Annotated in this window: 24 protein-coding genes and 1 tRNA gene; 13 read left to right on the forward strand and 12 right to left on the reverse strand. The window is 58.9% G+C overall.

Annotated elements, in window-relative coordinates; translation table 11 throughout:
- The first annotated feature begins 14 nt into the window (after positions 1-14).
- From ACVW0Y_RS00195 to ACVW0Y_RS00215, 5 genes are read left to right on the forward strand one after another with little or no spacing between them, the layout of a single operon-like run.
- A complete protein-coding gene (locus tag ACVW0Y_RS00195) occupies positions 15-1,184 on the forward strand; it encodes a DegT/DnrJ/EryC1/StrS family aminotransferase (RefSeq protein ID WP_457435246.1) in 1,170 nt (389 codons plus the stop codon).
- A 3-nt stretch (positions 1,185-1,187) separates the two neighbouring features.
- A complete protein-coding gene (locus tag ACVW0Y_RS00200; RefSeq protein ID WP_457435248.1) occupies positions 1,188-1,913 on the forward strand; it encodes a sugar phosphate nucleotidyltransferase in 726 nt (241 codons plus the stop codon).
- A gap of 51 nt (positions 1,914-1,964) precedes the next feature.
- On the forward strand, positions 1,965-2,903 hold the full coding sequence (locus tag ACVW0Y_RS00205) for an NAD-dependent epimerase/dehydratase family protein (protein WP_457435249.1): 939 nt from the start codon (positions 1,965-1,967) through the stop codon (positions 2,901-2,903).
- A 54-nt stretch (positions 2,904-2,957) separates the two neighbouring features.
- Entirely contained in the window at positions 2,958-3,767 is an 810-nt protein-coding gene (locus tag ACVW0Y_RS00210) for an ABC transporter permease (protein WP_457435250.1), read from the forward strand.
- Positions 3,757-5,115: an ABC transporter ATP-binding protein gene (locus tag ACVW0Y_RS00215; protein ID WP_457435252.1), complete on the forward strand. Its 1,359-nt coding sequence runs from the start codon at positions 3,757-3,759 to the stop codon at positions 5,113-5,115. The genes ACVW0Y_RS00210 and ACVW0Y_RS00215 overlap by 11 nt, the downstream gene beginning before the upstream one ends.
- On the opposite strand, the gene ACVW0Y_RS00220 is transcribed toward ACVW0Y_RS00215, so the two are convergent.
- The 4 genes from ACVW0Y_RS00220 to ACVW0Y_RS00235 all read right to left on the reverse strand — a co-directional run bounded on the left by ACVW0Y_RS00220 (position 5,066) and on the right by ACVW0Y_RS00235 (position 10,402).
- Positions 5,066-6,079: a hypothetical protein gene (locus ACVW0Y_RS00220; RefSeq protein WP_457435253.1), complete on the reverse strand. Its 1,014-nt coding sequence runs from the start codon at positions 6,077-6,079 to the stop codon at positions 5,066-5,068. The genes ACVW0Y_RS00215 and ACVW0Y_RS00220 overlap by 50 nt on opposite strands.
- Positions 6,076-8,250, reverse strand: coding sequence for a hypothetical protein (locus ACVW0Y_RS00225; protein WP_457435255.1), 2,175 nt, complete (start codon positions 8,248-8,250; stop codon positions 6,076-6,078). Before ACVW0Y_RS00225 ends, ACVW0Y_RS00220 begins: the two co-directional genes overlap by 4 nt.
- Entirely contained in the window at positions 8,247-9,371 is a 1,125-nt protein-coding gene (locus ACVW0Y_RS00230; protein ID WP_457435257.1) for a hypothetical protein, read from the reverse strand. The genes ACVW0Y_RS00225 and ACVW0Y_RS00230 overlap by 4 nt, the downstream gene beginning before the upstream one ends.
- A gap of 62 nt (positions 9,372-9,433) precedes the next feature.
- On the reverse strand, positions 9,434-10,402 hold the full coding sequence (locus ACVW0Y_RS00235; protein WP_457435258.1) for a glycosyltransferase family 2 protein: 969 nt from the start codon (positions 10,400-10,402) through the stop codon (positions 9,434-9,436).
- A gap of 346 nt (positions 10,403-10,748) precedes the next feature.
- Between ACVW0Y_RS00235 and ACVW0Y_RS00240 the strand changes: the two genes are divergently transcribed.
- The 3 genes from ACVW0Y_RS00240 to ACVW0Y_RS00250 all read left to right on the forward strand — a co-directional run bounded on the left by ACVW0Y_RS00240 (position 10,749) and on the right by ACVW0Y_RS00250 (position 14,128).
- Positions 10,749-12,164 carry an acyltransferase family protein gene (locus ACVW0Y_RS00240; RefSeq protein ID WP_457435260.1) on the forward strand — a complete coding sequence of 472 codons (1,416 nt, stop codon included), beginning with the start codon at positions 10,749-10,751 and terminating at the stop codon, positions 12,162-12,164.
- Positions 12,165-12,494: 330 nt separating this feature from the next.
- Positions 12,495-13,679: an NnrS family protein gene (locus ACVW0Y_RS00245; RefSeq protein WP_457435261.1), complete on the forward strand. Its 1,185-nt coding sequence runs from the start codon at positions 12,495-12,497 to the stop codon at positions 13,677-13,679.
- Between the two features lie 11 nt (positions 13,680-13,690).
- Positions 13,691-14,128, forward strand: a complete 438-nt coding sequence (locus ACVW0Y_RS00250; protein WP_457435263.1) for a CopD family copper resistance protein — start codon at positions 13,691-13,693, stop codon at positions 14,126-14,128.
- 72 nt (positions 14,129-14,200) lie between these two features.
- Here the strand turns inward: ACVW0Y_RS00250 and ychF are convergent, their stop codons facing one another.
- From ychF to ACVW0Y_RS00290, 8 genes are all read right to left on the reverse strand, one after another.
- Positions 14,201-15,301: a redox-regulated ATPase YchF gene (gene ychF / locus ACVW0Y_RS00255; RefSeq protein ID WP_457435265.1), complete on the reverse strand. Its 1,101-nt coding sequence runs from the start codon at positions 15,299-15,301 to the stop codon at positions 14,201-14,203.
- A gap of 40 nt (positions 15,302-15,341) precedes the next feature.
- Positions 15,342-15,926 (reverse strand): aminoacyl-tRNA hydrolase, encoded by a 585-nt coding sequence (gene pth, locus ACVW0Y_RS00260; protein WP_457435266.1) that lies wholly within the window; start codon positions 15,924-15,926, stop codon positions 15,342-15,344.
- Positions 15,927-15,957: 31 nt separating this feature from the next.
- A complete protein-coding gene (locus tag ACVW0Y_RS00265; protein WP_457435267.1) occupies positions 15,958-16,560 on the reverse strand; it encodes a 50S ribosomal protein L25/general stress protein Ctc in 603 nt (200 codons plus the stop codon).
- 127 nt (positions 16,561-16,687) lie between these two features.
- On the reverse strand, positions 16,688-17,629 hold the full coding sequence (locus ACVW0Y_RS00270; RefSeq protein WP_457435268.1) for a ribose-phosphate pyrophosphokinase: 942 nt from the start codon (positions 17,627-17,629) through the stop codon (positions 16,688-16,690).
- Positions 17,630-17,675: 46 nt separating this feature from the next.
- Positions 17,676-17,750 (reverse strand) — tRNA-Gln (locus ACVW0Y_RS00275).
- A gap of 33 nt (positions 17,751-17,783) precedes the next feature.
- Positions 17,784-18,635 carry a 4-(cytidine 5'-diphospho)-2-C-methyl-D-erythritol kinase gene (ispE, locus tag ACVW0Y_RS00280; protein ID WP_457435270.1) on the reverse strand — a complete coding sequence of 284 codons (852 nt, stop codon included), beginning with the start codon at positions 18,633-18,635 and terminating at the stop codon, positions 17,784-17,786.
- Complete coding sequence (gene lolB, locus ACVW0Y_RS00285; RefSeq protein ID WP_457435271.1) at positions 18,635-19,252, reverse strand: lipoprotein insertase outer membrane protein LolB; 618 nt, start codon at positions 19,250-19,252, stop codon at positions 18,635-18,637. Before lolB ends, ispE begins: the two co-directional genes overlap by 1 nt.
- A gap of 3 nt (positions 19,253-19,255) precedes the next feature.
- Positions 19,256-20,983: a tetratricopeptide repeat protein gene (locus tag ACVW0Y_RS00290; RefSeq protein ID WP_457435273.1), complete on the reverse strand. Its 1,728-nt coding sequence runs from the start codon at positions 20,981-20,983 to the stop codon at positions 19,256-19,258.
- 198 nt (positions 20,984-21,181) lie between these two features.
- Between ACVW0Y_RS00290 and hemA the strand changes: the two genes are divergently transcribed.
- The 5 genes from hemA to murI are packed head-to-tail and all read left to right on the forward strand — an operon-like array spanning position 21,182 to position 25,938.
- Positions 21,182-22,459 (forward strand): glutamyl-tRNA reductase, encoded by a 1,278-nt coding sequence (gene hemA / locus ACVW0Y_RS00295; RefSeq protein WP_457435275.1) that lies wholly within the window; start codon positions 21,182-21,184, stop codon positions 22,457-22,459.
- The gene (gene prfA / locus ACVW0Y_RS00300; RefSeq protein WP_457435276.1) at positions 22,456-23,538 is read left to right on the forward strand and encodes a peptide chain release factor 1; all 1,083 of its coding nucleotides are present in this window, start codon (positions 22,456-22,458) and stop codon (positions 23,536-23,538) included. Before hemA ends, prfA begins: the two co-directional genes overlap by 4 nt.
- Before the next feature lie 30 nt (positions 23,539-23,568).
- Positions 23,569-24,393, forward strand: coding sequence for a peptide chain release factor N(5)-glutamine methyltransferase (gene prmC, locus ACVW0Y_RS00305; protein ID WP_457435806.1), 825 nt, complete (start codon positions 23,569-23,571; stop codon positions 24,391-24,393).
- Positions 24,386-25,147: a molybdopterin-synthase adenylyltransferase MoeB gene (gene moeB / locus ACVW0Y_RS00310; RefSeq protein ID WP_457435277.1), complete on the forward strand. Its 762-nt coding sequence runs from the start codon at positions 24,386-24,388 to the stop codon at positions 25,145-25,147. Before prmC ends, moeB begins: the two co-directional genes overlap by 8 nt.
- Complete coding sequence (gene murI / locus ACVW0Y_RS00315) at positions 25,144-25,938, forward strand: glutamate racemase (RefSeq protein ID WP_457435279.1); 795 nt, start codon at positions 25,144-25,146, stop codon at positions 25,936-25,938. Before moeB ends, murI begins: the two co-directional genes overlap by 4 nt.
- Positions 25,939-26,026: the final 88 nt, after the last annotated feature.

Below are 26,026 nucleotides of genomic sequence, written 5' to 3' on the forward strand. Positions count from 1 at the left end.
AGCAGCCGTTGACGATGAAATATCCCCTGATGCGTAACAACATCCTGCGCGAAGACCTGGATGCCGTAATCGAGCACCTGCGCCAGGACGATCCCAAGCTTACCCACGGTGAAAACGTCAAACTCTTTGAGCAAGAGTGGTCGCAATGGCTGGGGGTCAAGTACAGCGTATTCGTCAATTCCGGGGCCTCGGCGAATCTGCTGACCATGGCCTTGCTCAAGCTTCGTCACCCGGAGGGCGGCGAAGTGCTGGTGCCGCCGCTGACCTGGGTATCGGATATCGCCAGCGTATTGCAGAACGGCTTTACCCCGGTGTTTGCCGATATCGATCCGCACACGCTGGCGATGTCACCCGCGGGCATCCTCGGCAAGCTCAACGAGCGCACCCGCGCCGTATTCCTGACCCATGTGCAAGGCTTTGACGGTATTGATGATGGGGTGCTGCAAGAGCTGGAACGCCGCGGTATTCCATTGATTGAGGACGTTTGTGAGTCCCATGGCGCTGAACATAACGGCCGACGTCTGGGCAGCCTCGGGTGGATCTCCAACTTCTCCTACTACTACGCCCACCATATGAGCACCATCGAGGGCGGGATGATTTGCACCAACGACCCGCTGGTTTACCAGCAGGCGCGCATGCTGCGCTCCCACGGCATGGTGCGCGAGGCGAATGATCCGGAGTTTCGCGCCGAGTATCAGCAAGCCAATCCGCAGCTCAATCCGGATTTCATCTTCGCCTTCCCGGCGTTCAATACCCGCAATACCGAAATCGGCGGCATCCTCGGGCGCACGCAACTGAAACGCCTGTCCGCCAACGTCGAGCGCCGCACCCAGAACCTGCGCCGCTTTCTCAATGGCATCGACCCGCTGAAATTTCGTACCGACTTCAAGCTGGAAGGCTCGAGTAACTATGCCTTCAATCTGATCCTGCGCGAGCCGGATGAGGTGCTGGTGCAACGGCTTATGGCGCATATGAAGGAAGGCGGTATCGAGTTCCGCCGCGGCAGCGCCGGCGGCGGCAACCAGCTGCGCCAGCCGTACCTCAAGGGCATCGTGCCGGCGGACTACCACCTCGAGTTTCCAGAGACCGAGCACGTACATTTCTACGGCTTTTACATCGGCAATTTTCCAGACCTGCGGGATGAGGAAATCGATGAGCTCTGCCGCTTCCTCAACCGTGTGTAAGCAATGACGGTCACTACCGCAGTGATTCTTGCAGGGGGCTTGGGCACGCGTTTGCGCAGTGTCGTTTCCGATGTGCCCAAGCCCATGGCACCGATCAATGGCCGGCCTTTTCTGGAATGGCTGATGGATTACTGGATCGAGCAGGGCATCAGTCGCTTCGTTCTCTCGGTGGGCTACCAGAGCCAGGTGATTACCGAACATTTCGGCAGTACCTATCGCGGCGCGAGCCTGGCGTATGCAATTGAATATGAGCGCCTGGGCACCGGCGGCGGCTTGCTGCTGGCGGCGTCGCAGTTAGGGGATGAGCAGGCTTTTCTGCTGCTCAATGGCGACACCTTCTTTGCCGTGCCGCTCGCTGCGCTGGATGACTTTGCCCGGCAAGCCGATGCGGACTGGACCCTGTCGCTGTTTCGCGCGGGAGAGGCGAACCGTTATATGGGCCTGGAGCTGGACGAAACCCAGCGGATTCTCTCGCTGGCCTCCCAGCGCGGGTTGCCGGGTTGCCTGGCCAATGGCGGCGTGTATTGGGTGCGGCGCAGCAGTCTGGCCCGCTTGCCGTTTACCACCGGCCAGGCGGTGTCCCTTGAGGACGAGCTGTTACCGACGCTTCTGGCGGATGGCGCTGGGTTATCGGGCTTTGCGGCGCACGGGGCTTTTATCGATATCGGAATTCCACAGGATTACCACCGGGCATCCCTGGTGCTGACAGGTACTGAATCGCACGCCTGAGCGGCCTGAGCTCAGGCGTTTTTATGCATGTACATAAAAAGGAAGCAGACGATGAGCCACAACATTCTTGTGACCGGTGGGGCAGGGTATCTGGGGTCGACGCTGGTGCCAGCATTGCTGGAGGCCGGGCATAAGGTCACGGTGCTGGATAACTTTCTGTTCAAGCAGGCGAGCCTCAACCATGTCTGCCATGCGCCGAATTTCAACGTGGTGAAAGGCGATATTCGCCTGGAAAGCGTGATCAAGCCGCTGCTGAGCAAGGCCGACGTGGTGATTCCGCTGGCAGCCCTGGTGGGCGCGCCGATGTGCAACGCCGACCCGGTTGGCGCGTCGAGCATCAACCACGATGCGATTGCCATGATGCTGCGCCTGCTGTCGCCCGAGCAGGTGGTGCTGATGCCCACCACCAATAGCGCCTATGGCACCGGTGATGCGGACAACTTCTGCAGCGAGGAGTCGCCGCTGCGGCCGATTTCCCAGTACGCCAAGGAAAAGGTCGAAGTGGAAAAACTGCTGATGGAGCGCGAGAACGCCATCAGTTTCCGCTTGGCGACGGTGTTTGGCATGTCGCCACGGATGCGCACGGATCTGTTGGTCAACGACTTCACCTATCGCGCGGTACACGACCGTTTTGTGGTGCTGTTCGAAAGCTCGTTCAAGCGCAACTACATCCACGTGCGCGATGTGGCGCGGGTGTTTCTGCATGGCCTGGAAAACTTCTCGGCCATGACCGGGCAGATCTACAACGTCGGCCTGTCGGACGCGAACATTTCCAAGCGCGAGCTGTGCGAACACATTCAGGCGCAGATTCCGGATTTCGTGTTTCTCGAGGCTCCGGTCGGCAAGGACCAGGATCAACGCAACTACGTGGTCTCGAACGCCAAGCTGGAGGCGACCGGCTATAAAACCAGCATGTCACTGGATGACGGCATCAAGGACTTGATCAAAGGCTTCACCATGATCAAGAACATGGTTTACGGCAACGTTTGACCGCCGCCTCGGGTTTAGACAACGCCTTGTTTTCGACAAAAAAAGGACCGCCATTTGGCTAGCCATCTTTCCGTGAGGCAGCTGTTGCGCGATGCCGTGCGCCATCGCCCGATGATCCTGGCACTGGCCATGCGTGAGCTGCAGAGTCGCTATATCGGTACTCTGGGCGGCATGTTCTGGGCGCTTGCTCACCCGCTGGCGATTGTTGTGGTGTTCTATTTTGTCTTCGCGGTGGGCTTCCGCGCCCAGGCACCGGTGAACACGCCGTTTATCCTGTGGTTCGTCTGTGGCCTGGTGCCCTGGTTCTTTTTCAGCGAGGTGCTGCCGGCGATAACCAACTCGATCACCGGCAATGCTCACCTGGTTAAAAAAACCGTGTTTCCGACCGAAGTGTTGCCGTTGGTTCACGTGATATCAGCGCTAATTCCCCACGGCATATTTCTTCTGGTGCTCGCGGCCATGATGCTGCTCTACCAGGTGCCGCTGGCTCCCGAGCGCCTGCTGTTTATCTATTTTCTGCTGTGCACCTGTGTGCTGTTGCTGGGCCTGGGCTGGCTGCTGGCGGCGTTGCAGGTGTTTTACCGCGACATCGGCCAGGCCCTGACCATCGGCCTCAACCTGTGGTTCTGGAGCACGCCCATCGTCTGGTCGCTGGACATCATGCCGGCGCGTATTGCGCAGTGGATGGTCTACAACCCGATGTACTACATCGTGCAGGGTTATCGCGCAACGCTGGTTTTTCCCACCGTCACCTTGCCGCCACTGGAGCAGACCCTGGTGTTCTGGGCGGTGGCGCTCTCAGTGTTGTTCCTGGGTGCCTTTGTCTTTTATCGATTGAAACCGGAATTTGCAGATGTCCTTTAACGCCATGGCCGCTGACCCCGTTATTTGCGTAAAGAACGTCTCCAAGAAGTTCAGGCTGTTCTCCTCGCCACGAGAGCGCCTGATCGAAAGCCTGCACCCGTTGCGCAAGCAATACCACAAAGAGTTCTGGGCGCTGCACGACGTGTCGTTCACGGTGGCCAAGGGCGAGTTTATTGCCATCCTGGGACGCAATGGTTCGGGCAAATCGACGTTGTTGCAGATCATCTGCGAGGTGATGCAGGCGACCACCGGCAGCGTCGCGGTGAACGGCAAGATCTCTGCGCTGCTGGAACTGGGCGCGGGCTTCAATCCGGAATTCACCGGCCGGGAAAACGTGATCCTCAATGGCTCGATCATGGGTTTCAGTCGCGCGGCGATGGAGGCGAAGATGCCCGGCATCGAGGCATTTGCCGAGATAGGCGAGCACTTCGATCAGCCGGTGAAAACCTATTCCTCGGGGATGTTCGTGCGCGTCGCTTTCGCTGCTGCCATCCATGTCGAGCCGGAAATTCTGGTCGTGGATGAGGCGTTGAGTGTCGGCGACGCCAAGTTTCAACACCGTTGTTTTCAACGTATTCGCCAGTTCGTCGAACAGGGCAAGACCATTCTGTTCGTTTCCCACAGTGTCGACACCGTATTGCGCCTCTGCCATCGAGGGGTGGTAATGGAGCAGGGCCGATTGTCGTTTGATGGGCCGATTGTCGACGCGGTTAACCACTATCAGGATCTGCTTTCCGGTGGGACTGGAATGCCCCCGGAATCTAGCGCTGGATCAGACGTGATGGCGTTGGACGAGGCAATCGACGAGGACGAATCACCGCACTTGCTCAGTAGCAGCACCAGCGATGTGATCTGTAACAAGCCTTCCTATAACGCCCATGAAACCCGCTTGGGCAGTGGGGAAGTGCAGATCGTGGATTTCGAAATCATGGCCAACGGCTGCCGGGATCCTCTCACTGTCCCTTCGGGGCAGACCATAGATCTGATGGTCAAAGTGCTGTTCCGCAAAACGCTGGAGAACGTTTCCGTCGGCTTTGCCATCGTCTCCCTCGACGGTACTTATGTGTTCGGCACCAATCTGCTGATGCTTGAAGCGCCACTGCTGTCGGCCATGGCGGGGGAGTGCCTGGTGGTGCGTTTTTCGCTCTACACGGCGTTGGTGGGGGCCGAATATTTTCTCGATCTGGGCTGCACCCAGCCGTCAGCCGACGAAGACCGCTTTCTGGATGTAAGGCGCTCCCTGGCGGTGCTGAGAATAGCGCAGACGCCAGGTATCGGAGGCTTTGCCAACCTGCAGGTCAAGCATGAGGTGCTGTCAGTTGCCGGCCTGCAAGAGCATCTGTTGTGAGTGGCGTACCCTGCAGCGACTTCTTCTCAAGCAAGGCCCAGTACTCGATCAAGTCCGCCGGAAAACCGTTTTCAGCCAGGAAGTCGGTTTGCATGGCCTGATAACGCTGATGAGCATCTGCATATAACTCGGGCCAGGTTTTCAACAGCTCGCTGATGCGTTTCTCCCACTGGTCATCATCCAGTTGGAAACAGCAGCGTGAGATGGCCGACGTATCGTTGGAGCCGATGGATATGGTTGCCCGCCCGCATCGCAAGGCGGCGATGATTCGCATCAGTGACAGCCAGCTCCATTCGGGACGCTGGGGAATATTCAAGACGATGCGTGCTGAGGTATTCAGGTGATCGCGACCCTTGCGAGACAGGAAGTAGAGCGTATGGGTCAGCGCATGATTGGCCGCGACAGTTTGCAGCACTTGTTTGCGATAGGTAGTTAATGCCCCGGTAAACACAAAATCATGCTGCGGTTCCTGCCCGGCGAGATCTACCCGTGGCAATGAGGGAAATGGCAATGCCCGCACCGGTATGCCTGGAAACATGCGATCGGAACCTATCAGCTGCGGCAGATCTCCCAGCACCCAGATAGCTCGCAGGCAGGGCAGACAATCCATCAGATTCTTGACGCGCGCCGCCTGGGTGGCGGGGTGCATATAGTCGTTATTGTTCCAAAGTGGCTCACCATGGATAAACAGTTCGCCGCCCTGCAGATCGAGATGTTCGGTCATGATCAGGGCAACCCGTTTGCCGGTTCGCGCGCAGAAATCGATGAGGGTCTGGCTGGTGCCTTCGGAGAAGTTCTCGATCACCACATTGAGGGCATCCAGCCGCGGCTTGCGGCTCATGGAAACCCGGTAGCCACGTTGCTGCATTACCAGGAAAAAGAACTCCACCTGATCGCTGATGCCGGCCAAGGGATGGTTGTAGACCCAAAGGTGCAGAGCGGGCAACGCTCGCTGGTTGTTCATAAGGCGCTCTCACGAATTGCCGCTTTCACGGTGTCTGCGGACTGTCCTGAATGGATGCGGCTGTAAAAGCCGGCTTGCACGCGGCCGATATCAAACTCGCCCTCCAGCTCCGGGATCGCATAAAAGACGCTGCCGTAGCGAACCAGGTTGAAGCCAGCCACGGCTTTCTCCACCAGCTCGATATCGTCACGCCCCGGTAACTCGTCAAGCTTGCGCAATAGGTCTTTGAGGCTGGTGCCGACTACACAGGGATCATATTTTCCGGTCTCGGCGTACGCCGGAATGAACTCTCCGGCCGACGGCGATATGCCATAGAACTTATAGCCATGACGGATTACGTTGAGCCCTTTGATATTCTCTGCAATCAACTCGATATCCGCCGGCGCAAAACTATTCTGCGGTGGCGTTACCGCGTTGCCGCCGGGCAGGATGCGCCGTAGTACGCGATGTGTGCGGCGCAACCAATTCAGTGCAATAGCCGCAGCAGAGAACAGCCGCGGATAGGGCATCAGCAGTTTGGCGACCTGGCCTTTGAACAGATGGAATTTGTGCCGGGGAAACTGCGAGAAAGGCGGCGCTATCAAGTAGCAGCCATTCAGGCGTTTGATGCTGGAGGCAAAGGTGAGGGAGGGGGCGGCTTTGTCGACGTACTCCGCCATTGGCGACCAGTGATTCAACTCCATGGAGCCGCCGCTGGGGTTGAATATCAGACAGCCGCCCAGCTCGGTCACGCGACCGCTACCTGCATCGAGACGTGCCACAGGTTGCGGGGCGCTGGTAAACAGCCGGGGCCAGTCGCTTTTTTCCACCAGGCAACTGGCCAACTGCAGCCCTTTGCGTCCGCCCGGATTGCCGGCCACACCGTTTCCGGCAGACACAGGCAAGGCCTGGTAGCACCGCTGAACCTGCGACCAGAAATCCTCGCTGAAATGAGTGCCGGAGAAGGCATCGCGGGCCTTTGATAAGGCTTCACGTTGCAGCGCCGCATACTCCGCGGGATTGGCCAGTAATCGTCCCAGGCGCACCGTTAGTTGCTCCACCAGGTCGTCTTCCAGCTCATTGCTGCGTTGGAAGCTATTGAACGTCAGCCCGGTTTCGCCATCTTGCCGCCAGTTGTTCGCGTAGATGCCGCGCAACACCACGCCGTCGGCAGCATCCAGCACATAACGATCGGTGCCCACGGTATCTGACACCACGGGCACTGCTCCTGCGGCCATGGCCGACATGATGGACACTGAGTGTAGGGAAACGCTCGGTAGCAGCAGAAAGTGCGCGGCCTGCATCAGTGCGTCGAGTTCAGCTTCACTCAGGTAGTTCTCGATCCAGATAACCGAGTGACCCTCATGCTGGCGTAACCACTGCAGATCCACGCGGTACTCGGCAAGCTCGCTATCAAGAGGCCGTGCGCAGCGCATGATCAGACGCCCGGTACCTGGTTGCGGGTTGGTGCGCTGCCAATAGCGCAAGGCAAGGTGGCCTCCGCGCAAGAAGAAGTTCTTTGGGTTCTGGTTGGCTGAGTTGACGAACAGGAATATCGGCGCGTGCAGTTCGCCTTTTTCTACCGGTGACGGTATTGCTTCACTGGCAAACAGGCCAATCCTCGACGCGTGCAATTTGCTGTCGATAGTCGGCGATATGAAGAACCGGCGAAAATCGTCGAGGGTTTGTCCTATATGGGAAAAAATCCCCAAGCATAGCGGGTGCTCGAAGATCGCCCGGTAGTGCTCCCGCACCTGTTGCACTTCATTGGAGGCGAAGCCTCCGCTGCCCTGGTGCGCGAGCGGAAAGAACACCGGAGCAAAGGCTTCGCAATGGAACACGAACGGGCGCTTGAAGCTGGGGAAGGGGGCCGTATGGTGAAATTCGATGTCCCCTGGCAGCAGCCGAGTCAGGCTGAAGTTGGCTTGCCAGAAATGGTTGAGGTAGCCCTTTTCTATAGGGTTGCTACGCGGCGCAAAATCCTCGGCATCCCGCGTTACCTCATGCAATAAACCTCTCCTGAACTCAGAGTCACCGCGAAGCTTTTGCGACAGCGCGATATTGTCCCAGGCCGATAACGTCACCCAGTCGGGCTTGGCCTCAAACAGCGCGCGATACAGCGGGTGGAAGCCATTCAACGGCATGTAGTGGGTCAGGCTCCAGGGAGCCGCCACTGATAACTGAGCGTTCATTTGTTTCTCCGTAACGACTCGCTCTCCGCCTTTTGGTATAGCTCGGACAGATCGCTGGAATACAGAACGTTTTCCACTCCATGGATATTTTGCAAAGCATGCCCTCCCTGCCTGACGTCGATCGGCCCCAGTTCTTTCTTGAGCGAAAAGTATTCATCTTCCCAGCGGAAAAAATTCCAGATTGCGTCTTCCCCAATCCACACGGGGGGATAGAGCTTGATATGGACGGCTTTGGCAGCAGAATCGACCGCGCGGTAGCTGATCGTCTGCTCCAGCACCCGCTCCATGATGAGCGCCATGGGCATCTCGGTTTTATAGCGCTCGAAAACCTGCTCGGCGCTTTGATGCCAGCCCGAATCAAGGATATGCAGCGCATGCTGGTGAAACAGCTCGCTCTGCGGGCATATGCCGGCAATATCGCCCTGGCGCGTAGATACGGGCACATGCTCAGCAGCTACAGCTCGTCTGGCCATCATCAAGCGTCCCAGGCGCGTTGGTGAGGGTATTGGCCATTGAGCAGACTGCTTGAAATTAAGGCCCACGCGGCTATTGCTGATTAACTCGGCAATACCGGTAGGTGAAAGCAATCCCTGGGGCCATACCACCTTTGCGTGTTTTTCCAGTTGTTTGACGACCTTCTCCCGGTAGGGTGTTCTCAGACCGAAAAAACAGAAATCGATATGGGGTCTGGTATTCAGGTCGGCAGGCACGAGGCGCTCTGAAAAGCCCAATTCAATAAAGGCAGTGGGGCAAAACTGAGCGTAGAACGGCACAGTGCTTTCTATCATCGTCCAGATGAATTTCGCGTGCCGCGCGACCTCGGAAAAGGTGTCGAATCTGGCTGTCCACCTTGGGTCGCTCTGCCAGTTGAAGCCCTCTCCGTCGGGTATTTCCGTGGCAATTATTCCGAACTCAACGCCCGCGCCAAGCAGCTCCTTAAGCATTCCGGGCTCGAAGTACTCCCAAAACAGATTGATAGCGGACCGTTCCACAGAGGTTTCGGAGAACGTCACCTTATGGCCCAGCTCAAGCAGTCCAGCCTCGAACCAATCGGCCATATCAGTCAGTGTCGATCTACCGACTGCATTGTGATTGGCGGTGCAAAAGTGGAACCAGGCCATATCCATACTTTCCTTAACTGCTTAAATAGCTCCGGCTCCTTGGGGCATTCGTGCTTTACGGATCAGTTGGACAGTTTGGTTTCGCCGCCCCCTTTGACCACAAACCGCAATAGCCCATGGGCGGCGGAGTGGCGCAGGGTGAACCAGATCCATAGATAGGTGCGCCAGCGAAGCGGCAAGTCGAAATCAAGAAACAGGCGCTTGAAGTAAAACAGCGATGAGCTGCGGCCCGTTGCCAGTGGGACGTCGACTGCCGTTTCAGTTGCCGCCTCGGCAGGCTGCCCCTTCAGGGCGCGGAGGAGGCGTTTGGCGGCATCACTCCGAGCGCTGCTTAAACGAATAAAGATCGAGTCATCCTGAAAGCGACCGCGCTGCTTGTAGGTGTCATCGTAAGCCGCCTTGCCGGTTCGGTAGTGCAAGTGCTCAAAGATCACATCGTCCAAATAGATAAAACGATCAAAGCCCTGATGCTGCAGGCGTTTGAAAATATCGAAGAGATGCACGTCGATAAAGGCACCGGCGTAGGCGGCGGGGTAGGGGTCAACCAATAACTCGCAGGTTTTGCGCGACAGTATGGGGAAGGTCGCCAGGCCGCCCTTTTTCAGCAGGTCATTGCAGTAGCCCAAGTAGATCCGGTCGGAGAAACGCTCGTCCATGGCACGCAGGGCAGTGTCCCAGCCGACGGTACGTATCACCATGTCATCGTTGACCAGGACAATGATCTGCCCCTTCGAGGCTCGATAACAGGAGGTGTTATAGACCCCCATTGACTGTTTGGGGCCGATGATACGTTCCGTGTGCAGCGCGCCTCCATCCAGATGATGGCTGCCCGTGTCGTCGTCATCGACATACAGAATGACTTCGACGGCGTGCAGTGCTTCTGCTGTGTCCACCACGCTCTGTAGAAAACGCTTAGCCAGTTCCGGTCGGCCACGAGTCGGCAATAACAGCGATATGTGCACGACTTCTACAGTGGCTTTCTTATTCCCTGGCATCGAAGTGTGTGTAGCGACGGGTAGCCCGGCATCCATATGTCTCTTCCCTGTCAGGTATCCCATCAAACATAGCCGAAGATCTGTGATATGCCTGGCCGCATGAGCTAGAGGGCTTAAATACCTTTCGCCTGCATAGCCGCTTGTCTCGGAGCTTAAGGCCGGAAAAAGGAAAACCCAGGGAGCTTTGACCGTAAAAAGGTCCCGCTCAGGAGTCAGGTCGATTTGAGTAGGCTGCTGCACTTGGTTAACGGAAGAAGCCAGCTATGATTTTCTGCGTGCGCGCGGCAGTCATAAAATAAAAAGCGTGCATCGCTCGATAATTAGCCAATCGGCTCGGTCAGACACGCTCTACCTTCCATTTTGGGGATCGGCAAGAATGGGGATGCTTCGGTTATTTCTGGCGTTGTCGGTAGTCCTGCATCACATACCGCAATCTCCTTTCCGCTGGCTGCACGGCTCCGTTGCAGTGATCGGTTTTTTTATGGTCTCAGGGTTCTACATGACTCTGGTGATCAATGAAAAATATCGAATGGCCGAAGGACCATGGATTACCCGTTTTTATCTGTCACGGGCGTTCAGGATTTTTCCGGTGTACTTGGCCATGCTTCTGGCCATGGTGCTTTGGTATTTCATCACTCATACACCGAGCGTCTTTACCGCCAATATGGGGCGTGGTTTCTGGGCGCAGCTCAGCCTGGTCTGGATGAACCTGTTCATCTTTGGGCAGGACTGGCATCAGCTCACCGCGTATTCGCTGGCTGAAAATGACGTCAATGCCTATACGGCGTTTATGGCGGAGCACTTGGGCAGGCCCTATTTCGATAACAGCATGATGCTGATCGGACAGGCGTGGACGCTTGCCATCGAGCTGCTGTTTTACCTGGTTGCACCCTTCGTGGTGCACAGTCGTCGCCGTATTGTTGTTCTGATTATTGCCAGCCTGGCGGTGCGTGCAGCGTTTCGGCCGTTGGCGGACACCTTTAATCCGCTGGCCTGGGGTTATTACTTTTTCCCCTCGGTACTGTGTTTCTTCCTGATGGGGAGCCTGGCCTATTACCTCTATCGGCAAGTGAATCAGCGTGCCTGGGCAAGCAAGGCTGTCCTGCCGATGAATCTTTTGTTACTGGGTGGCGTGTTGTACGTGATGGCCGTGAAAGGTTACCCAATCATTGAGAAGGCCACGGGCTACGACACCGTCGCGTTGTGGCTGCGGTACTGTGTTTTTGCCCTGTGCCTGCCTTTTGTATTCCTGCTGTGGAAAAACAACCGCGTTGACCGTTGGCTGGGGGACTTCAGTTACCCCGTTTATATCGTCCATGGCCTGGTCATTGGCATCGTGTTGGGGAGAACCGGTCTAGCGCAGGGAGGCTACGCCGCGCAGATAACGATCGTGGCTGTTTCGCTGCTTATCGCCGGTTTCGCCTGCGTGGCAATCGAGACGCCTTTTGACAGGTGGCGCCAGCGCCGATTTGTCGCTTCGATTTCTTCTGCGCAGCCGCTGCATGCGTCAGTGCCTCTGAAGTGGGCAGGGGCGACTACGCTGGCAATCTGTCTGTATATCGGTGCGCTGACCACTTTCGCCCCCTTGCAAGCGCCGCCTGCCCGGCTGGTAAAAGTCGAAGAGGCGCTGCACTACAACATCGTCAGCTACAACGACAAGTTTTATGGGATCGCGTTTGGCATCCCCATCGAGTGGGGTGGCCACAACTATGAAGCGACCCCTGGCCTGATCATCGCCAACTCGCAGGAAGAAGTGAGCGCGGCAATCTACAAGAGGGCGGGCAGTACAGTTCAGTGAGTGGCCCAGCCTGAAAGAAGACCTCGCTCCCGCGGTAAGCCGCGAGGGGTTGGCGTGATCCTCTCCTCAATCTAATCGGCCTGCGTCTGCGGGCCTTCGCGAACTCGTCGAAGGCGGGCCAATGGCGCGAGCCCCGGGCGATTTTTCGGTGCGTTTCTTCTGCTTAGAACTCGTAAGCCGCAGCGCCGCCGAGTTGCGTACTTCTGAGGTCGGCATACGGCGGGGCAGAGTCCGGATGGTGCCACCGCCTGCGACGTCTGGACGCCTGTGCATTGGCCCTGACTTCACGGCACGATGCCGGCAGTCCAGGTGGCAGTAACAGGAGGTGATATGCACATATCCAATGCGAGCCAGGCACGGCAAACCGCGCCGCTATGGCACCTGGGTTTTCGTCCGTTCTTTTTGGGCGGCTGCTTGTTGGCAGTGTTGGCCATCCCGCTGTGGTTATTAGCCTTGCTGCAGCCACAGTGGCCGGCCCCCATGGGCGGCTGGTTGGCGTGGCATCGCCATGAGCTGATCTTCGGTTTCGCCGGGGCGATCATCGTGGGGTTTCTGCTCACGGCAGTGCAGACCTGGACTGGGCGCCCAAGCTTGTCCGGCATACCGTTGGCGGCGCTGGTGCTGGTCTGGCTGGTGGCACGGTTGAGTTGGTGGTCGGCGATGCCGTTGTTGTTGCTGATGGCCAATCTGCTGTTTCTGCTCGCCGCCGCGTTGGTATTGGCGCGTCTGTTGTGGAGCGTCCGCCAGCGCCGTAATTACCCCACCGCCGGCTTGCTGGTGCTGCTGGCCAGCGCCGATCTGCTGGTGTTGCTTGGCGTGGTGACGGGGCACGAAGCCTGGCAACGCCAGGGGGCGTGGGCATCGGTCTGGCTGGTCGCGGCGATGATAGGGCTGATTGGCGGGCGGGTGATTCCTTTCTTTTCCCAGCGCGGGTTGGCCAGGCAGCAGGCAGTTCAGCCCTGGCCTTGGCTCGACTGGGGCCTGTTGTCGCTGACCATCGTGCTCGCTGCCGCCTACGCGGTTGGCCCGGCACTGCAGCCGCATTGGGCCATTGGCATGCTGTTTGCGCTGCTGGCTGCGGGGCATGCCGCGCGTTTGCTGCGCTGGTTCGACCACGGCATCGCGCAGGTACCGTTGCTGTGGTCGCTGCACCTGGCCTATGCCTGGCTGATAGCGGCATGTGGCGGTATGGCTGCCTGGCATTTCGGTGCACCCTTTCCCGCGAGCGCGGCGTTGCATGCGTTGACGGTGGGCGCTATCGGCGGGCTGATTCTAGCCATGTTGGCGCGTATTTCACTGGGCCATACCGGGCGCCCATTGGTGCTGCCGCGCGGCTTTGCGTGGGCCTTTGTGTTGGTGAATCTCGGCGGCCTGTTTCGGGTAGTGGCTGTACAGTTCTGGTATCTGCCTTCGCTTTGGCTGGCGGGTACTTGCTGGTGCGCGGCCTTTGCGCTGTTTCTGTATCGCTATGGGCCGATGCTGTGGCGGCCACGGGCTGATGGTCAGCCGGGGTAGGGGAGACGGTTATGCATTTTCTGTGGGTAAAAGTTATTCACCTGAGCGCCGCGGCGTTTTTTATTGGCGGGGTGTTTTTCGAAGTGATGATTCTGAGCCGCGCCACCGGGGTATTGCCTCCCGGTGTGCTCGGTCAGTTTTCTCAGGCGCTGGGCCAGCAGGCGCGCAAGGTTATGCACTGGGTAGTGTTAGCGCTGTATGGCACCGGTCTGACGTTGGCCTGGCACTATCGCGTGGCGCTGGCGAATCCATTTTCCAGTTGTTTTGGCACGCTGCTGACGCTGAAGATCTGCCTGGCGTTGAGTATTCTCGGGCACTTCATGGCAGTGGTGGTATTGATGCGAAGCGGGCGCATGACGCCTGCCCGTTCGCGCTTTATTCACGTCAGCGTGCTGGTGCAGATGCTGGGGATCGTGTTTCTGGCAAAGGCGATGTTTTTGCTGAATTAAGCATTGCAGCGGCGAACGCACTGAAATGAAAAAGCCCTCGTAAGGAGGGCTTTCTTTGAGCGCGCTACAGACTTAGACGTTAAAGCGGAAATGCATCACGTCGCCGTCTTTGACCACGTACTCTTTACCTTCCAGGCGCCACTTGCCAGCTTCCTTGGCACCGGCTTCGCCCTTGAACTGGATAAAGTCGTCGTAGGCGATCACTTCGGCGCGGATAAAGCCTTTTTCGAAGTCGGTGTGGATAACGCCGGCGGCTTGCGGGGCAGTGGCCCCTACGCGGACGGTCCAGGCACGCACTTCTTCAACGCCGGCGGTGAAGTAGGTTTGCAGGTGGAGCATTTCGTAGCCGGCGCGGATCACGCGGTTCAGGCCCGGCTCTTCCAGGCCCAGGGCCTCGAGGAACATGTCCTTTTCTTCGCCGTCATCGAGCTCGGCGATTTCGGCTTCGATCTTGTTGCACACCGGTACCACAATCGCGCCTTCTTCGTCGGCAATGGCCTTGACCACGTCCAGCAGCGGGTTGTTTTCGAAGCCGTCTTCGGCGACGTTGGCGATGTACATCACCGGCTTGGTGGTCAGCAGGTGGAAGCCGCGCACGATCAGTTTTTCGTCGGTGCCCCAGTTCTTCATCAGGCTGCGCGCGGGCTTGCCTTCAGTGAAGTGGTTGATCAGTTGTTCCAGCAATGCCTTCTGGGCCACGGCGTCTTTGTCGCCGCCCTTGGCGTTGCGGGTAACTTTCTGCAGTTGTTTTTCGCAGCTGTCGAGGTCGGCGAAGATCAGTTCGAGGTCGATGATCTCGATGTCGCGCTTGGGGTCGACGCTGTTGGAAACGTGGATCACGTTGTCGTCTTCGAAGCAGCGCACCACGTGGGCAATGGCGTCGGTTTCGCGGATGTTGGCGAGGAACTTGTTGCCCAGGCCTTCACCTTTCGAAGCGCCGGCTACCAGGCCTGCGATGTCCACGAATTCCATGGTGGTCGGCAGGATGCGCTTGGGGTTGACGATGGCCGCCAGGGCGTCGAGACGCGGGTCGGGCATCGGCACGATGCCGCTGTTCGGTTCGATGGTGCAGAACGGAAAGTTCTCTGCCGCGATACCGGATTTGGTCAGGGCGTTGAACAGGGTGGACTTGCCGACGTTGGGCAGGCCGACGATGCCGCAGTTAAATCCCATGGTGTAATCCTCGCGGAAGTGAATTCGCTAAAAAGAGTGGTCAAGCCTTCTGGCTGTGCAGGAGTTTCATCGCGCGGTTCCATTCCCCGGCGTAAACCTCTGGCATCACGCCGAGGGCAAAGTCGATGCTGGCGTCCAGTTTTTCCTGCTCGGCGCGCGGTGCGCGGCCCAGAACAAAACCGGAAACTTTACTGGCTTCACCGGGGTGGCCAATGCCGAGCCGCAGACGGTGAAAGGTATTCTGATTGCCGAGTTGCGCAATGATGTCGCGCAAGCCGTTGTGGCCGCCGTGCCCGCCGCCTTGTTTGAATTTGGCAACGCCCGGAGGCATGTCGAGTTCGTCGTGGGCTACCAGAATGGCGTCGACCGGAATGCGGTAGAAACTGGCCATGGCGGCAACCGCTTGGCCGCTACGGTTCATAAAGGTAGTGGGGATCAGCAGACGAATATCGTGGCCTTGATGGCTGAAACGAGCCGTCAGACCGAAAAATTTGCGCTCTGCCACCAGGTTGGCCCGTTGGGCTGCGGCGAGACGCTCAACAAAAAGGGCCCCTGCGTTATGCCGGGTCTGTTCGTATTCAGCGCCTGGATTACCCAGGCCGACGATCAGTTGTACGGCAGTCACGACAGGAGCCCTTCCTTAGACCCAGCGAGTATTACTCGGCTGCGCCTTCTTCTTTTTGTACGCGGGAAGCGTGGATGTTGGCAACCGGCAGGTCTTTGCCGTGAGCCAGAGCAACCAGTTCAACGCCGGCTGGCAGAACCAGGTCGGACAGGTGAACGATCTGACCGATTTCTACTTTAGCCATGTCAACGTTGATGAATTCCGGCAGGTCTTTCGCCTCGCAGGAAACTTCAACTTCAGCAGCGGTGTGCGAAACTTCGCCGCCTTGCTGCTTCACGCCAACCGATGTTTCTTGGTTGAGGAAGTGCAAAGGAACGTGAACGGTCAGTTTCTGGCCAGCTACAACGCGAATGAAGTCAGCGTGCAGTACGTGACCTTTAGCTGGGTGACGTTGCAGGGCTTTGATCACTACAGTTTCAGTCGCGCCGCCAACGGACAGGGCGATTACGTGGCTGTAGGCAGCTTCGTTTTCCAGCAGCTTGGCAACTTCTTTGGCCAGCAGAGTGATGGAAACAGGAGCTTTGTCACCGCCGTAAACTACGGCAGGAACTTGGGCGGCGAGACGACGCAGGCGGCGGCTCGCACCTTTCCCCAGGTCGGAACGCACTTCAGCATTCAGGGCAAAATCAGTCATGGTGAATCTCCAAAATAAACTTCGCCGCCCTCATTGCTTGCGACCGGCAATGGAAGGCGGTGAGGCAAAAAGCCCCGCACGAGGCGGGGCACTTTCGTTCTGCACTATGCAGCCAGGGTTTTGACCCTTAGCGGAACATCGCGCTGATCGATTCTTCGTTGCTGATGCGGCGGACCGCTTCAGCGACTACCGGCGCGATATCCAACTGACGGATACGTTTGCAGGCTTGAGCAGCTGCCGACAACGGGATGGTGTTGGTCACCACCAGTTCGTCGAGCATGGAATTTTCCAGATTTTCGATGGCACGACCGGAAAGAACGGCGTGGGTTGCGTAGGCGAAAACCTTGGCAGCACCGTGTTCTTTCAGGGCCTTGGCCGCGTGGCAGAGTGTGCCGGCGGTGTCGACCATGTCATCGACGAGGATGCAGGTACGGCCTTCAACATCACCGATGATGTGCATCACTTCGGAGTGGTTGGCTTTTTCACGGCGCTTGTCGATGATCGCCAGGTCTACACCCAGGGATTTGGCGACAGCGCGAGCACGCACTACACCGCCGATATCCGGGGAAACGATCATCAGATTTTCGAAGCGCTGGTCTTCGATATCGTCCACCAGTACTGGCGAGCCGTAGATGTTATCTACCGGGATATCGAAGAAGCCCTGAATCTGGTCGGCGTGCAAATCAACAGTCAGAACGCGGTCGATACCGACGACGGTCAGCATGTCAGCCACCACTTTGGCGCTGATTGCTACACGCGCGGAACGCGGACGGCGATCCTGACGTGCATAACCGAAGTAGGGGATCACGGCTGTGATTCGAGTAGCCGAGGAGCGGCGGAAGGCGTCAGCCATTACCACCAGTTCCATCAGGTTATCGTTGGTTGGCGCGCATGTCGGCTGGATCAGGAAGACGTCTTTACCGCGGACGTTTTCGTTGATCTCAATGCTGATTTCGCCATCGGAAAATTTTCCAACGGAGGCATCGCCGAGTGGGATATGCAGCTGACGTACGATACGTCGCGCCAGATCGGGGTTAGCATTCCCCGTAAAGACCATCATCTTGGACACGCGCAGTACCTGCCGGCTGAGGGTATACCTGGATGAGTATAGAAAATGGCAGGGGCGGCTGGATTCGAACCAACGCATGGCAGGATCAAAACCTGCTGCCTTACCGCTTGGCGACGCCCCTGTAATGTGCAACTGGATGCTTAGCATCCGCTTCTCAGGACAGTTTTTGTAACCGCTGGTGCAACATCGAAACGTTACAACCTTTAGCAACAAACCCTGGCAGGGAGGCTGGAAGTTGGGCCGCGACTTTATCAGCTTCGGCTTTGTTAGGGAAGCTCCCAAAAACACAACATCCAGTGCCGGTTAATCTAACTGAAACAAATTTGTTTAGCAAGATCAAAGCGTTACGAACATCTGGGTAACGCTTCTCGACCACCGACTGACAGTCATTACGACCGCCCCGCTCGAGAACGGCGTGCAATGTAATCGGCGCAGTGTCGCGTGTCAACTCCGGGTCAGAGAAAATTTCTGCTGTGCTGACAGATACTTGCGGTATTGCCACGAGAAACCACGGTTCGTCCAACTCCACCGGAGTCAGCACTTCACCCACGCCTTCAGCAAATGCGGCGTGTCCACGGACAAAGACCGGTACATCGGCACCCAAACCTATACCCAGTTCGGCCAGTTGATCGTGATTCCAACCCAGCTGCCAAAGATGGTTGAGGCCGAGCAGGGTAGTGGCTGCATCGGAGCTACCACCGCCAATTCCGCCGCCCATGGGCAAGCGTTTTTCCAACCAGATATCGGCACCGAGCGGACAGGCACTTTTGTTTTGCAGTTGCCGCGCAGCTTTTACGATCAGGTTGCTGTCGTGGGGAACGCCATCAATTTCCGTGTGCAGACGAATCTCGCCGTCATCGCGCAGGGCGAAGGTCAGCTCGTCGCTGTAGTCGAGAAATTGAAACAGGGTCTGCAGTTGGTGGTAGCCATCGGCACGGCGGCCGAGGATATGCAGCATAAGGTTGAGTTTTGCCGGTGCGGGCAAGGTCAGGCGTGCAGTGGGCATCACTGGCCCAGCTGGCGCGGTTGCCAGTCCTTGATCACCAGGGTGACGTCGAGGTCGCGGCCATGCAGCTTCATGCGCTCGGGCAGCCAGTAACCGTTCTGTTCGGTGTAGCTGAGGTATTCCACCTGCCAGCCGTCCTGACTCAGACGCTGCAGATGGCTGTCGGTGTCGAGGGTAACGGTGCTTTTGCTATCCGGAGCCGGCAAGCCGCGCACCCACCAGGTCAGGTGAGAAATGGGCAACTTCCAGCCGAGCTGTTGTTCCAGCAGTTCTTCGGGTGTGCTGGCTTGGTAGCGGCCCTGGTTGGCCACCTCCAGCGTCACGTCGCCGGCATGTCCGGTCAGGCGCGCGGCCCCCCGCCCCAAGGGGCCGGACAGGCGAATGTCGAAGTAGTCCTGACGCTGCAGCCAGAACAGCGTGCCGCTGCCGGAGTCTTTCGGAGCGCGAATGCCCACCTTGCCGCTGATCTGCCAGCCGTTGAGGGCAACAGTGCGGTCTTTGTGGGCTTGCCACTTGGCCGGGTCGCCCTGGCCTTCCAGCGATTCATGGGAGGTGAAGCCTGCGCAACCGCTGAGCACGGTGAGCAGGCCAATAACGAGGAGGTGGCGCAAACGCATGGGTTAAAGCTTCTCGGAACCGGTCAGGCGCAATAGGGTTTCGCGCAGGATGGTGTTGTCGGGTTGTTCTTTTTGCGCCGCTGCCCAGACTTTCTGCGCTTCCGGCTGCTTGCCGTTGGCCCACAGTACTTCGCCGAGGTGGGCGGCGACTTCGGCATCGGGGAAGCGCTCAAGGGCCTGACGCAGCAAGCGTTCGGCTTCATTGAGGTTGCCCATGCGGTAATTGGCCCAGCCCAGGCTGTCGAGAATCGCCGGGTCATCCGGGCTCAACTTGTGGGCTTTCTGGATCAGCTCGCGGCCTTCGGCATAGCGCGTGGTGCGGTCCACCAGGGTGTAACCGAGGGCGTTGAGGGCCATCGAGTTATCCGGTTCGCGGCTGAGGATGGTGCGCAGGTCGGCTTCCAGTTGGGCCAGATCGTTGCGCTTTTCCGCCAACATCGAGCGGGTGTAGAGCAGATTCAGATCGTCCGGGTATTGCTTGAGGGCTTTCTGGATCACGGCCCAGGCATTGTCATAGTGCTGGCGGCTGGAGTGGGCTTCAGCTTCGATCAGATACAGCTGGATGGCGTAGTCCGGCTGCTCGTCGCGGGCTTCGGCAAGCAGTTTAGAGGCTTCGCTGCTGCGCCCACTGTCGAACAGAATGGTGGTCTGCTGCAGTTGCGCTGGCAGGTAGTCGTTGCCAGGACCAACCAGGCCGAACTCCTGCAAGGCGCTGTTTTTGTCGTTCAGCTCTTCGTAGGCGCGACCCATATTAAAGTGAGCGGCGTCGACATGGCTGTTGCGCTCCACCAGATCTTCCAGGTAACCGATAGCTTCCTGCCAGGCCTGGGCTTCCAGGCACACCAGAGCCAGGGAGAAGCGCAGGTCATCGTCATCAGGGAATTGCTGGACCAGGGAGGCGAATTCGACCTTGGCGTCTTCCAGGCGATTCTGTTCTACCAGCAGGCGGGCATAGGCCAGACGCAAACGTTTGTCGTCGGGGTGCTGCTTGATGCCTTTTTCCAGTAGCGGAACGGCTTCATCACCCCGCTTCATGCCTTGCAGCAGGCGGGCGCGTAGCAGCAGCGGGGCGACGTCGTGGGTCGCGGCCTTCTGGTCTTCAAGCAGCTTCAGGGCGGTATCGGGATGGCCGTCCTGTTGCATGAGCAAGGCTTTGCCAAACAGCAGCTGGCCGTTGTCCGGGTACTTCACCAGCAGGCGGTCGAAGCTTTGCAGCAGGCCGGCGCGGGTGTCGGGATCGGTTTCAGCAGCGGATAAAGCCAGGAAGTCGAAGTGGGTGTCGCCCTGGCCTTGCAGGACTTTCTCCATGTACACCATGGATTCGTCGTAACGCCCGGCGCGGGCCAGTTGAATGGCGGCGGCGCGCTGCGCTTCGAGATTGTCCGGGGCGTTTTTGGCCCAGATCAGCGAGGTTTCCAGCGCGGGCTCATCGGCTCCCAGGTATTCGGCAATGCGGAACCCGCGCTCGGCGACGCCGGCATCCTGGGTTTCGTTGGCTTGCTGAATATAATTTTCCAGGGCGATATCGAAGCGATTGCGTTGCCCGGCGAGCTCGGCGGTGAGCAAGGAAAGCAGGGTTTCCTCGCTGAACGAGCCGTACACCTGAGGCTTGGCAACGGCGGCCGGTGCGGTGTCTTCCACCGGCGGGGAACCGTCCTGACTGGAAGGGCTCAGGTTGGCGCAGCCCCCGAGAAACAAGACGGCGGCGAACAATGGCAGCGATTTATTCATATATAGGAAAGGGCGACTTACCTGCGGTCTGGGCATCATGACACAAGCCGTTGGGCAAACCCATGGGGCGAGCGCCTATCTATGGTTGGCTCTGTGCGAGACAGGCTACCGGCAATTAGGACAATGGTCAGCGGTGGTTGTTCTCAATCTGGTGAAGTAGGACAATTGGCGGCTTCCCGATTCTGTCAGCGACCCTGCATGACCTTTCTTGCCCTCGGTATCAACCATAAGACCGCCTCGGTGGATGTCCGCGAACGTGTGGCGTTCACCCCGGAGCAGTTGGTTGATGCATTGCAGCAGTTATGTCTGCGCACCGCCAGCCGCGAGGCGGCGATTCTCTCGACCTGCAACCGCAGCGAGCTGTATATCGAGCAGGACAGCCTGACCGCCGACGGCGTGTTGGCCTGGCTGGCCGACTACCACAAACTCAGCCTGGATGAACTACGCGCCTGTGCCTACGTGCACCAGGACGACTCCGCCGTGCGCCATATGATGCGCGTGGCTTCCGGTCTGGATTCCATGGTGCTCGGCGAACCACAGATTCTCGGCCAGATGAAGTCCGCCTACGCCGTGGCCCGCGAGGCCGGCACCGTCGGCCCACTGCTCGGCCGTCTGTTCCAGGCGACCTTCAGTACCGCCAAACAGGTACGTACCGACACTGCCATTGGTGAGAACCCGGTGTCGGTAGCGTTTGCCGCCGTCAGCCTGGCCAAGCAGATTTTCTCCAACCTCAATAACAGCTCGGCGCTGCTTATCGGTGCTGGTGAGACCATCACCCTGGTGGCCCGCCACCTTTATGAACAAGGGGTAAAACGCATCGTCGTTGCCAACCGTACCCTGGAACGCGCCAGCCAATTGGCTGAGCAGTTCGGTGCCCATGCCGTGCTGCTTTCGGAGATTCCCCAAGAGTTGATCAGCAGCGATATCGTCATCAGTTCCACCGCCAGCCAGTTGCCGATTCTCGGTAAAGGCGCGGTGGAAAGTGCGCTGAAGCAGCGCAAGCACAAGCCGATTTTTATGGTCGATATCGCCGTACCACGGGATATCGAACCGGAAGTAGGTGAGCTGGACGACGTCTACCTGTATACCGTCGACGACCTTCACGATGTGATCGCCGAGAACCTGAAAAGCCGCCAAGGCGCAGCCCAGGCCGCCGAAGAGCTGGTGGCCATCGGCACCAGCGACTTTATGTCGCGTCTGCGCGAGCTGGCCGCCGTCGATGTGCTCAAGGCCTATCGTCAGCAAGCCGAGCGCTTGCGCGACGATGAACTGGCCAAGGCTCAGCGTATGCTTGCCAACGGCACCTCAGCCGAAGAAGCACTGGCGCAACTGGCGCGCGGCTTGACCAATAAATTGCTGCACGCCCCCAGCGTGCAACTGAAAAAACTCTCGGCCGACGGGCGCATCGATGCGCTGACCGTGGCTCAGGAACTCTTCGCGCTCGACGAGAGCACCACGGATAAAACCCCGCAATGAAAGCGTCACTGCTGAACAAACTGGACATGATCCACGACCGCTATGAAGAGCTGACGGCGCTGCTTGGCGACGCCGAAGTGATCAGCGATCAGAGCAAATTTCGTGCGTACTCCAAGGAATACGCCGAGGTCGAGCCGGTGGTGCAACTGTTCCAGGAATTCCGCAAGGTCACCGCCGATATGCAGGGTGCCCAGGCGTTGCTTAAAGACAGCGACCCGGACATGCGTGAAATGGCCGAGCAGGAAGTGGCCGAGAGCAAAGAACAGTTGGCCGACCTGGAAGTGCGCCTGCATCGCATGCTGCTGCCCAAAGACCCCAATGACAGCCGCAACGTGTTTCTCGAAGTGCGTGCCGGTACCGGCGGTGACGAGGCGGCTATCTTCTCCGGCGACCTGTTCCGCATGTATTCGCGCTATGCCGAAAAGCGCGGCTGGCGGGTGGAGGTCCTGTCCGAGAACGTCGGTGAGCATGGCGGCTATAAAGAAGTCATTGCCCGCGTCGAGGGCGACAATGTTTACGCCAAGCTCAAGTTCGAGTCCGGTGCCCACCGTGTGCAGCGGGTGCCGGAAACCGAATCGCAGGGCCGCATTCATACCTCGGCCTGCACCGTCGCCGTGCTGCCGGAGCCCGATGAGCAGCAGGCCATCGAGATCAACCCGGCGGATTTGCGTGTCGACACCTACCGCTCCTCCGGTGCCGGTGGCCAGCACGTCAACAAGACCGACTCGGCCATTCGCATCACCCATATTCCCTCCGGCATCGTTGTCGAGTGCCAGGAAGAGCGTTCGCAGCACAAGAACCGCGCCAAGGCGATGGCCTGGCTGTCGGCCAAGCTCAATGATCAGCAGGAAGCTGCCGCGCACAAAGAGATTTCCGACACCCGCCGCTTGCTGGTCGGTTCCGGTGATCGCTCCGAGCGCATCCGTACCTACAACTTTCCCCAGGGGCGGGTGACCGATCACCGCATCAACCTGACCCTCTACAACCTGGATGATGTGTTGGCCGGTGGCGTCGACGCGGTGATCGAGCCGCTGCTCAGCGAGTACCAGGCCGATCAGTTGGCGGCATTGGGGGACTGACCCTTGACCAGCCAGGGCAGCGCCCCAAGCATTCAGAATCTGCTCGGCAGTGTGGTGTTGTCTGGCTCGGACACTGCCCAGCTGGACGCCGAGTTGCTGCTCGCAGCGGTGTTGGGCAAGCCGCGCAGTTTCCTGCGCACCTGGCCGGAGCGCGAGCTAAGCGCTGAACAGTTGCAGCAGTTCGAAGCGGCCATTCAGCGCCGTCAGCAGGGTGAGCCGGTGGCTTATATTCTTGGCCAGCAGGGCTTCTGGAGCCTGGATCTGGAAGTCGCCCCGCATACCCTGATTCCGCGTCCTGACACCGAATTGCTGGTGGAAACCGCCCTGGAGTTGCTGCCGCACAATCCTCTTGCCGCCCTCGATCTGGGCACCGGTACCGGTGCCATCGCCTTGGCTCTGGCCAAGGAACGGCCGGGCTGGAGCGTCACCGGCGTGGATCGAGTACCGGAAGCCGTGGCCCTTGCCGAGCGCAACCGCAGCCGCCTGCAACTGAACAACGGGCAATTTCGCCAGAGCCACTGGTTCAGCGCCGTGGCCGGCCAACGCTTTACCCTGATCGTCAGCAACCCGCCCTATATCTGCGCCGGCGACAAGCACCTGAGCGAAGGCGACGTGCGCTTCGAGCCCGCCAGTGCGCTGGTGGCGGGTGCCGATGGTTTGGACGATATCCGCTTGATCATTGAGCAAGCCCCCGAGCACCTGGTGGCGGGCGGCTGGCTGTTGTTGGAACACGGTTTTGACCAGGCTGCCGCCGTCCGTGAGCTGTTGGCAGCCCGAGGCTTTACTGAAGTCGATAGCCGTCGCGACCTGGGCGGCCATGAACGAATCAGCCTGGGGCGCTACCTGCATGAATGACTCACTCAACGACGAGGAACTGCTGCGTTATAGCCGGCAGATCCTGCTCAGCCAGATCGATATCGACGGCCAGCTGCGTCTGAAAAACAGCCGCGCCCTGATCGTCGGTCTTGGCGGCCTGGGTTCGCCGGTGGCGCTGTACCTGGCGGCGGCCGGGATTGGCGAATTGCATCTGGCCGATTTCGATACGGTGGATCTGACCAATCTGCAGCGCCAGATCGCTCACGACACCGCCAGCATCGGCCAGAGCAAGGTCGACTCGATGAGTGCGCGTCTGCTGGCGATCAATCCGAACCTTGAGCTGCATGCCCATCGCCAGGCGCTGGACGCTGACAGCATGGCTGCGGCCGTGGCGGCGGTGGATCTGGTGCTCGATTGCTCCGACAACTTCGGCACCCGCGAGGCGGTGAATGCGGCGTGTGTGGCTGCCGGCAAACCGCTGGTGAGTGGTGCCGCGATTCGCTTGGAAGGTCAGCTTTCGGTGTTCGATCCACGCCAGGCCGGCAGCCCCTGTTACCACTGCCTGTACGGGCATGGCAGCGAGGCCGAGCTGACCTGCAGTGAGGCGGGGGTGGTCGGTCCGCTGGTGGGGGTGGTCGGCTCATTGCAGGCCCTGGAAGCCTTGAAGCTGCTGGCCGGGTTTGGTGAGCCGCTGGTGGGGCGGTTGTTATTGATCGACGCCCTTGGTTCGCGCTTTCGTGAGCTGCGGGTCAAACGCGATCCGGGCTGCGCTGTGTGCGGGGCGCGGCCATGAATAAAGCGGCACCTATCGGCGTGTTCGACTCCGGCGTCGGCGGCCTGTCGGTGTTGCTGGAAATTCAGCGCCTGCTACCCAATGAAACCTTGTTGTATGTCGCCGACAGCGGCCATGTGCCCTACGGCGAAAAAACGCCGGAATTTATCCGCCAACGCAGCACAGTCATTACCGACTTTCTTCTCGGGCAGGGCGTCAAGGCCTTGGTGGTGGCCTGTAATACCGCCACCGCCGCTGGTATCAATGAGCTGCGCGCGGCGTACCCGCAGTTGCCCATCATCGGTATGGAGCCAGCGGTAAAACCGGCTGCCGCCGCAACCCGCAGCGGCGTGGTCGGCGTGCTAGCCACCACGGGTACCTTGCAGAGCGCCAAGTTCGCCGCCTTGCTCGATCGCTTTGCCAGCGATGTGCGGGTTATTACCCGGCCTTGCCCGGGCTTGGTGGAGCTGATCGAGGCTGGCGAACTGCACGGCGAGGTCACCCGCGAACTGTTGCGAGGTTACGTCGAGCCGCTGCTGGCCGAGGGGTGCGACACCCTGATTCTGGGCTGCACCCATTACCCCTTTATCAAGCCGCTATTGCTGGAATTGGTGCCGCCGTCGGTGACGCTGATCGACACCGGTATGGCGGTGGCCAGGCAGCTGCAACGGCTGCTCGGCGAGCGCGACCTGTTGGCCGAAGTGGCGGGGCTGGAGACCCGTCTGTGGTCTAGTGGAAATATATCGAACCTAATACAGGTAATGCCGCTCCTACTTGGCAGAAAGGCCAGCGTCGCTTCGCTGCAGCACTAGTGCCGTGGGCGAATGCCCCTTGAGGACGACGGAAATCTCACTGGATTCTTTAGTCGGTTTTACCGCTGTCTGTGCCTTTCGTTTATAG

It is taken from the genome of Pseudomonas sp. TE3786 (assembly GCF_054057335.1).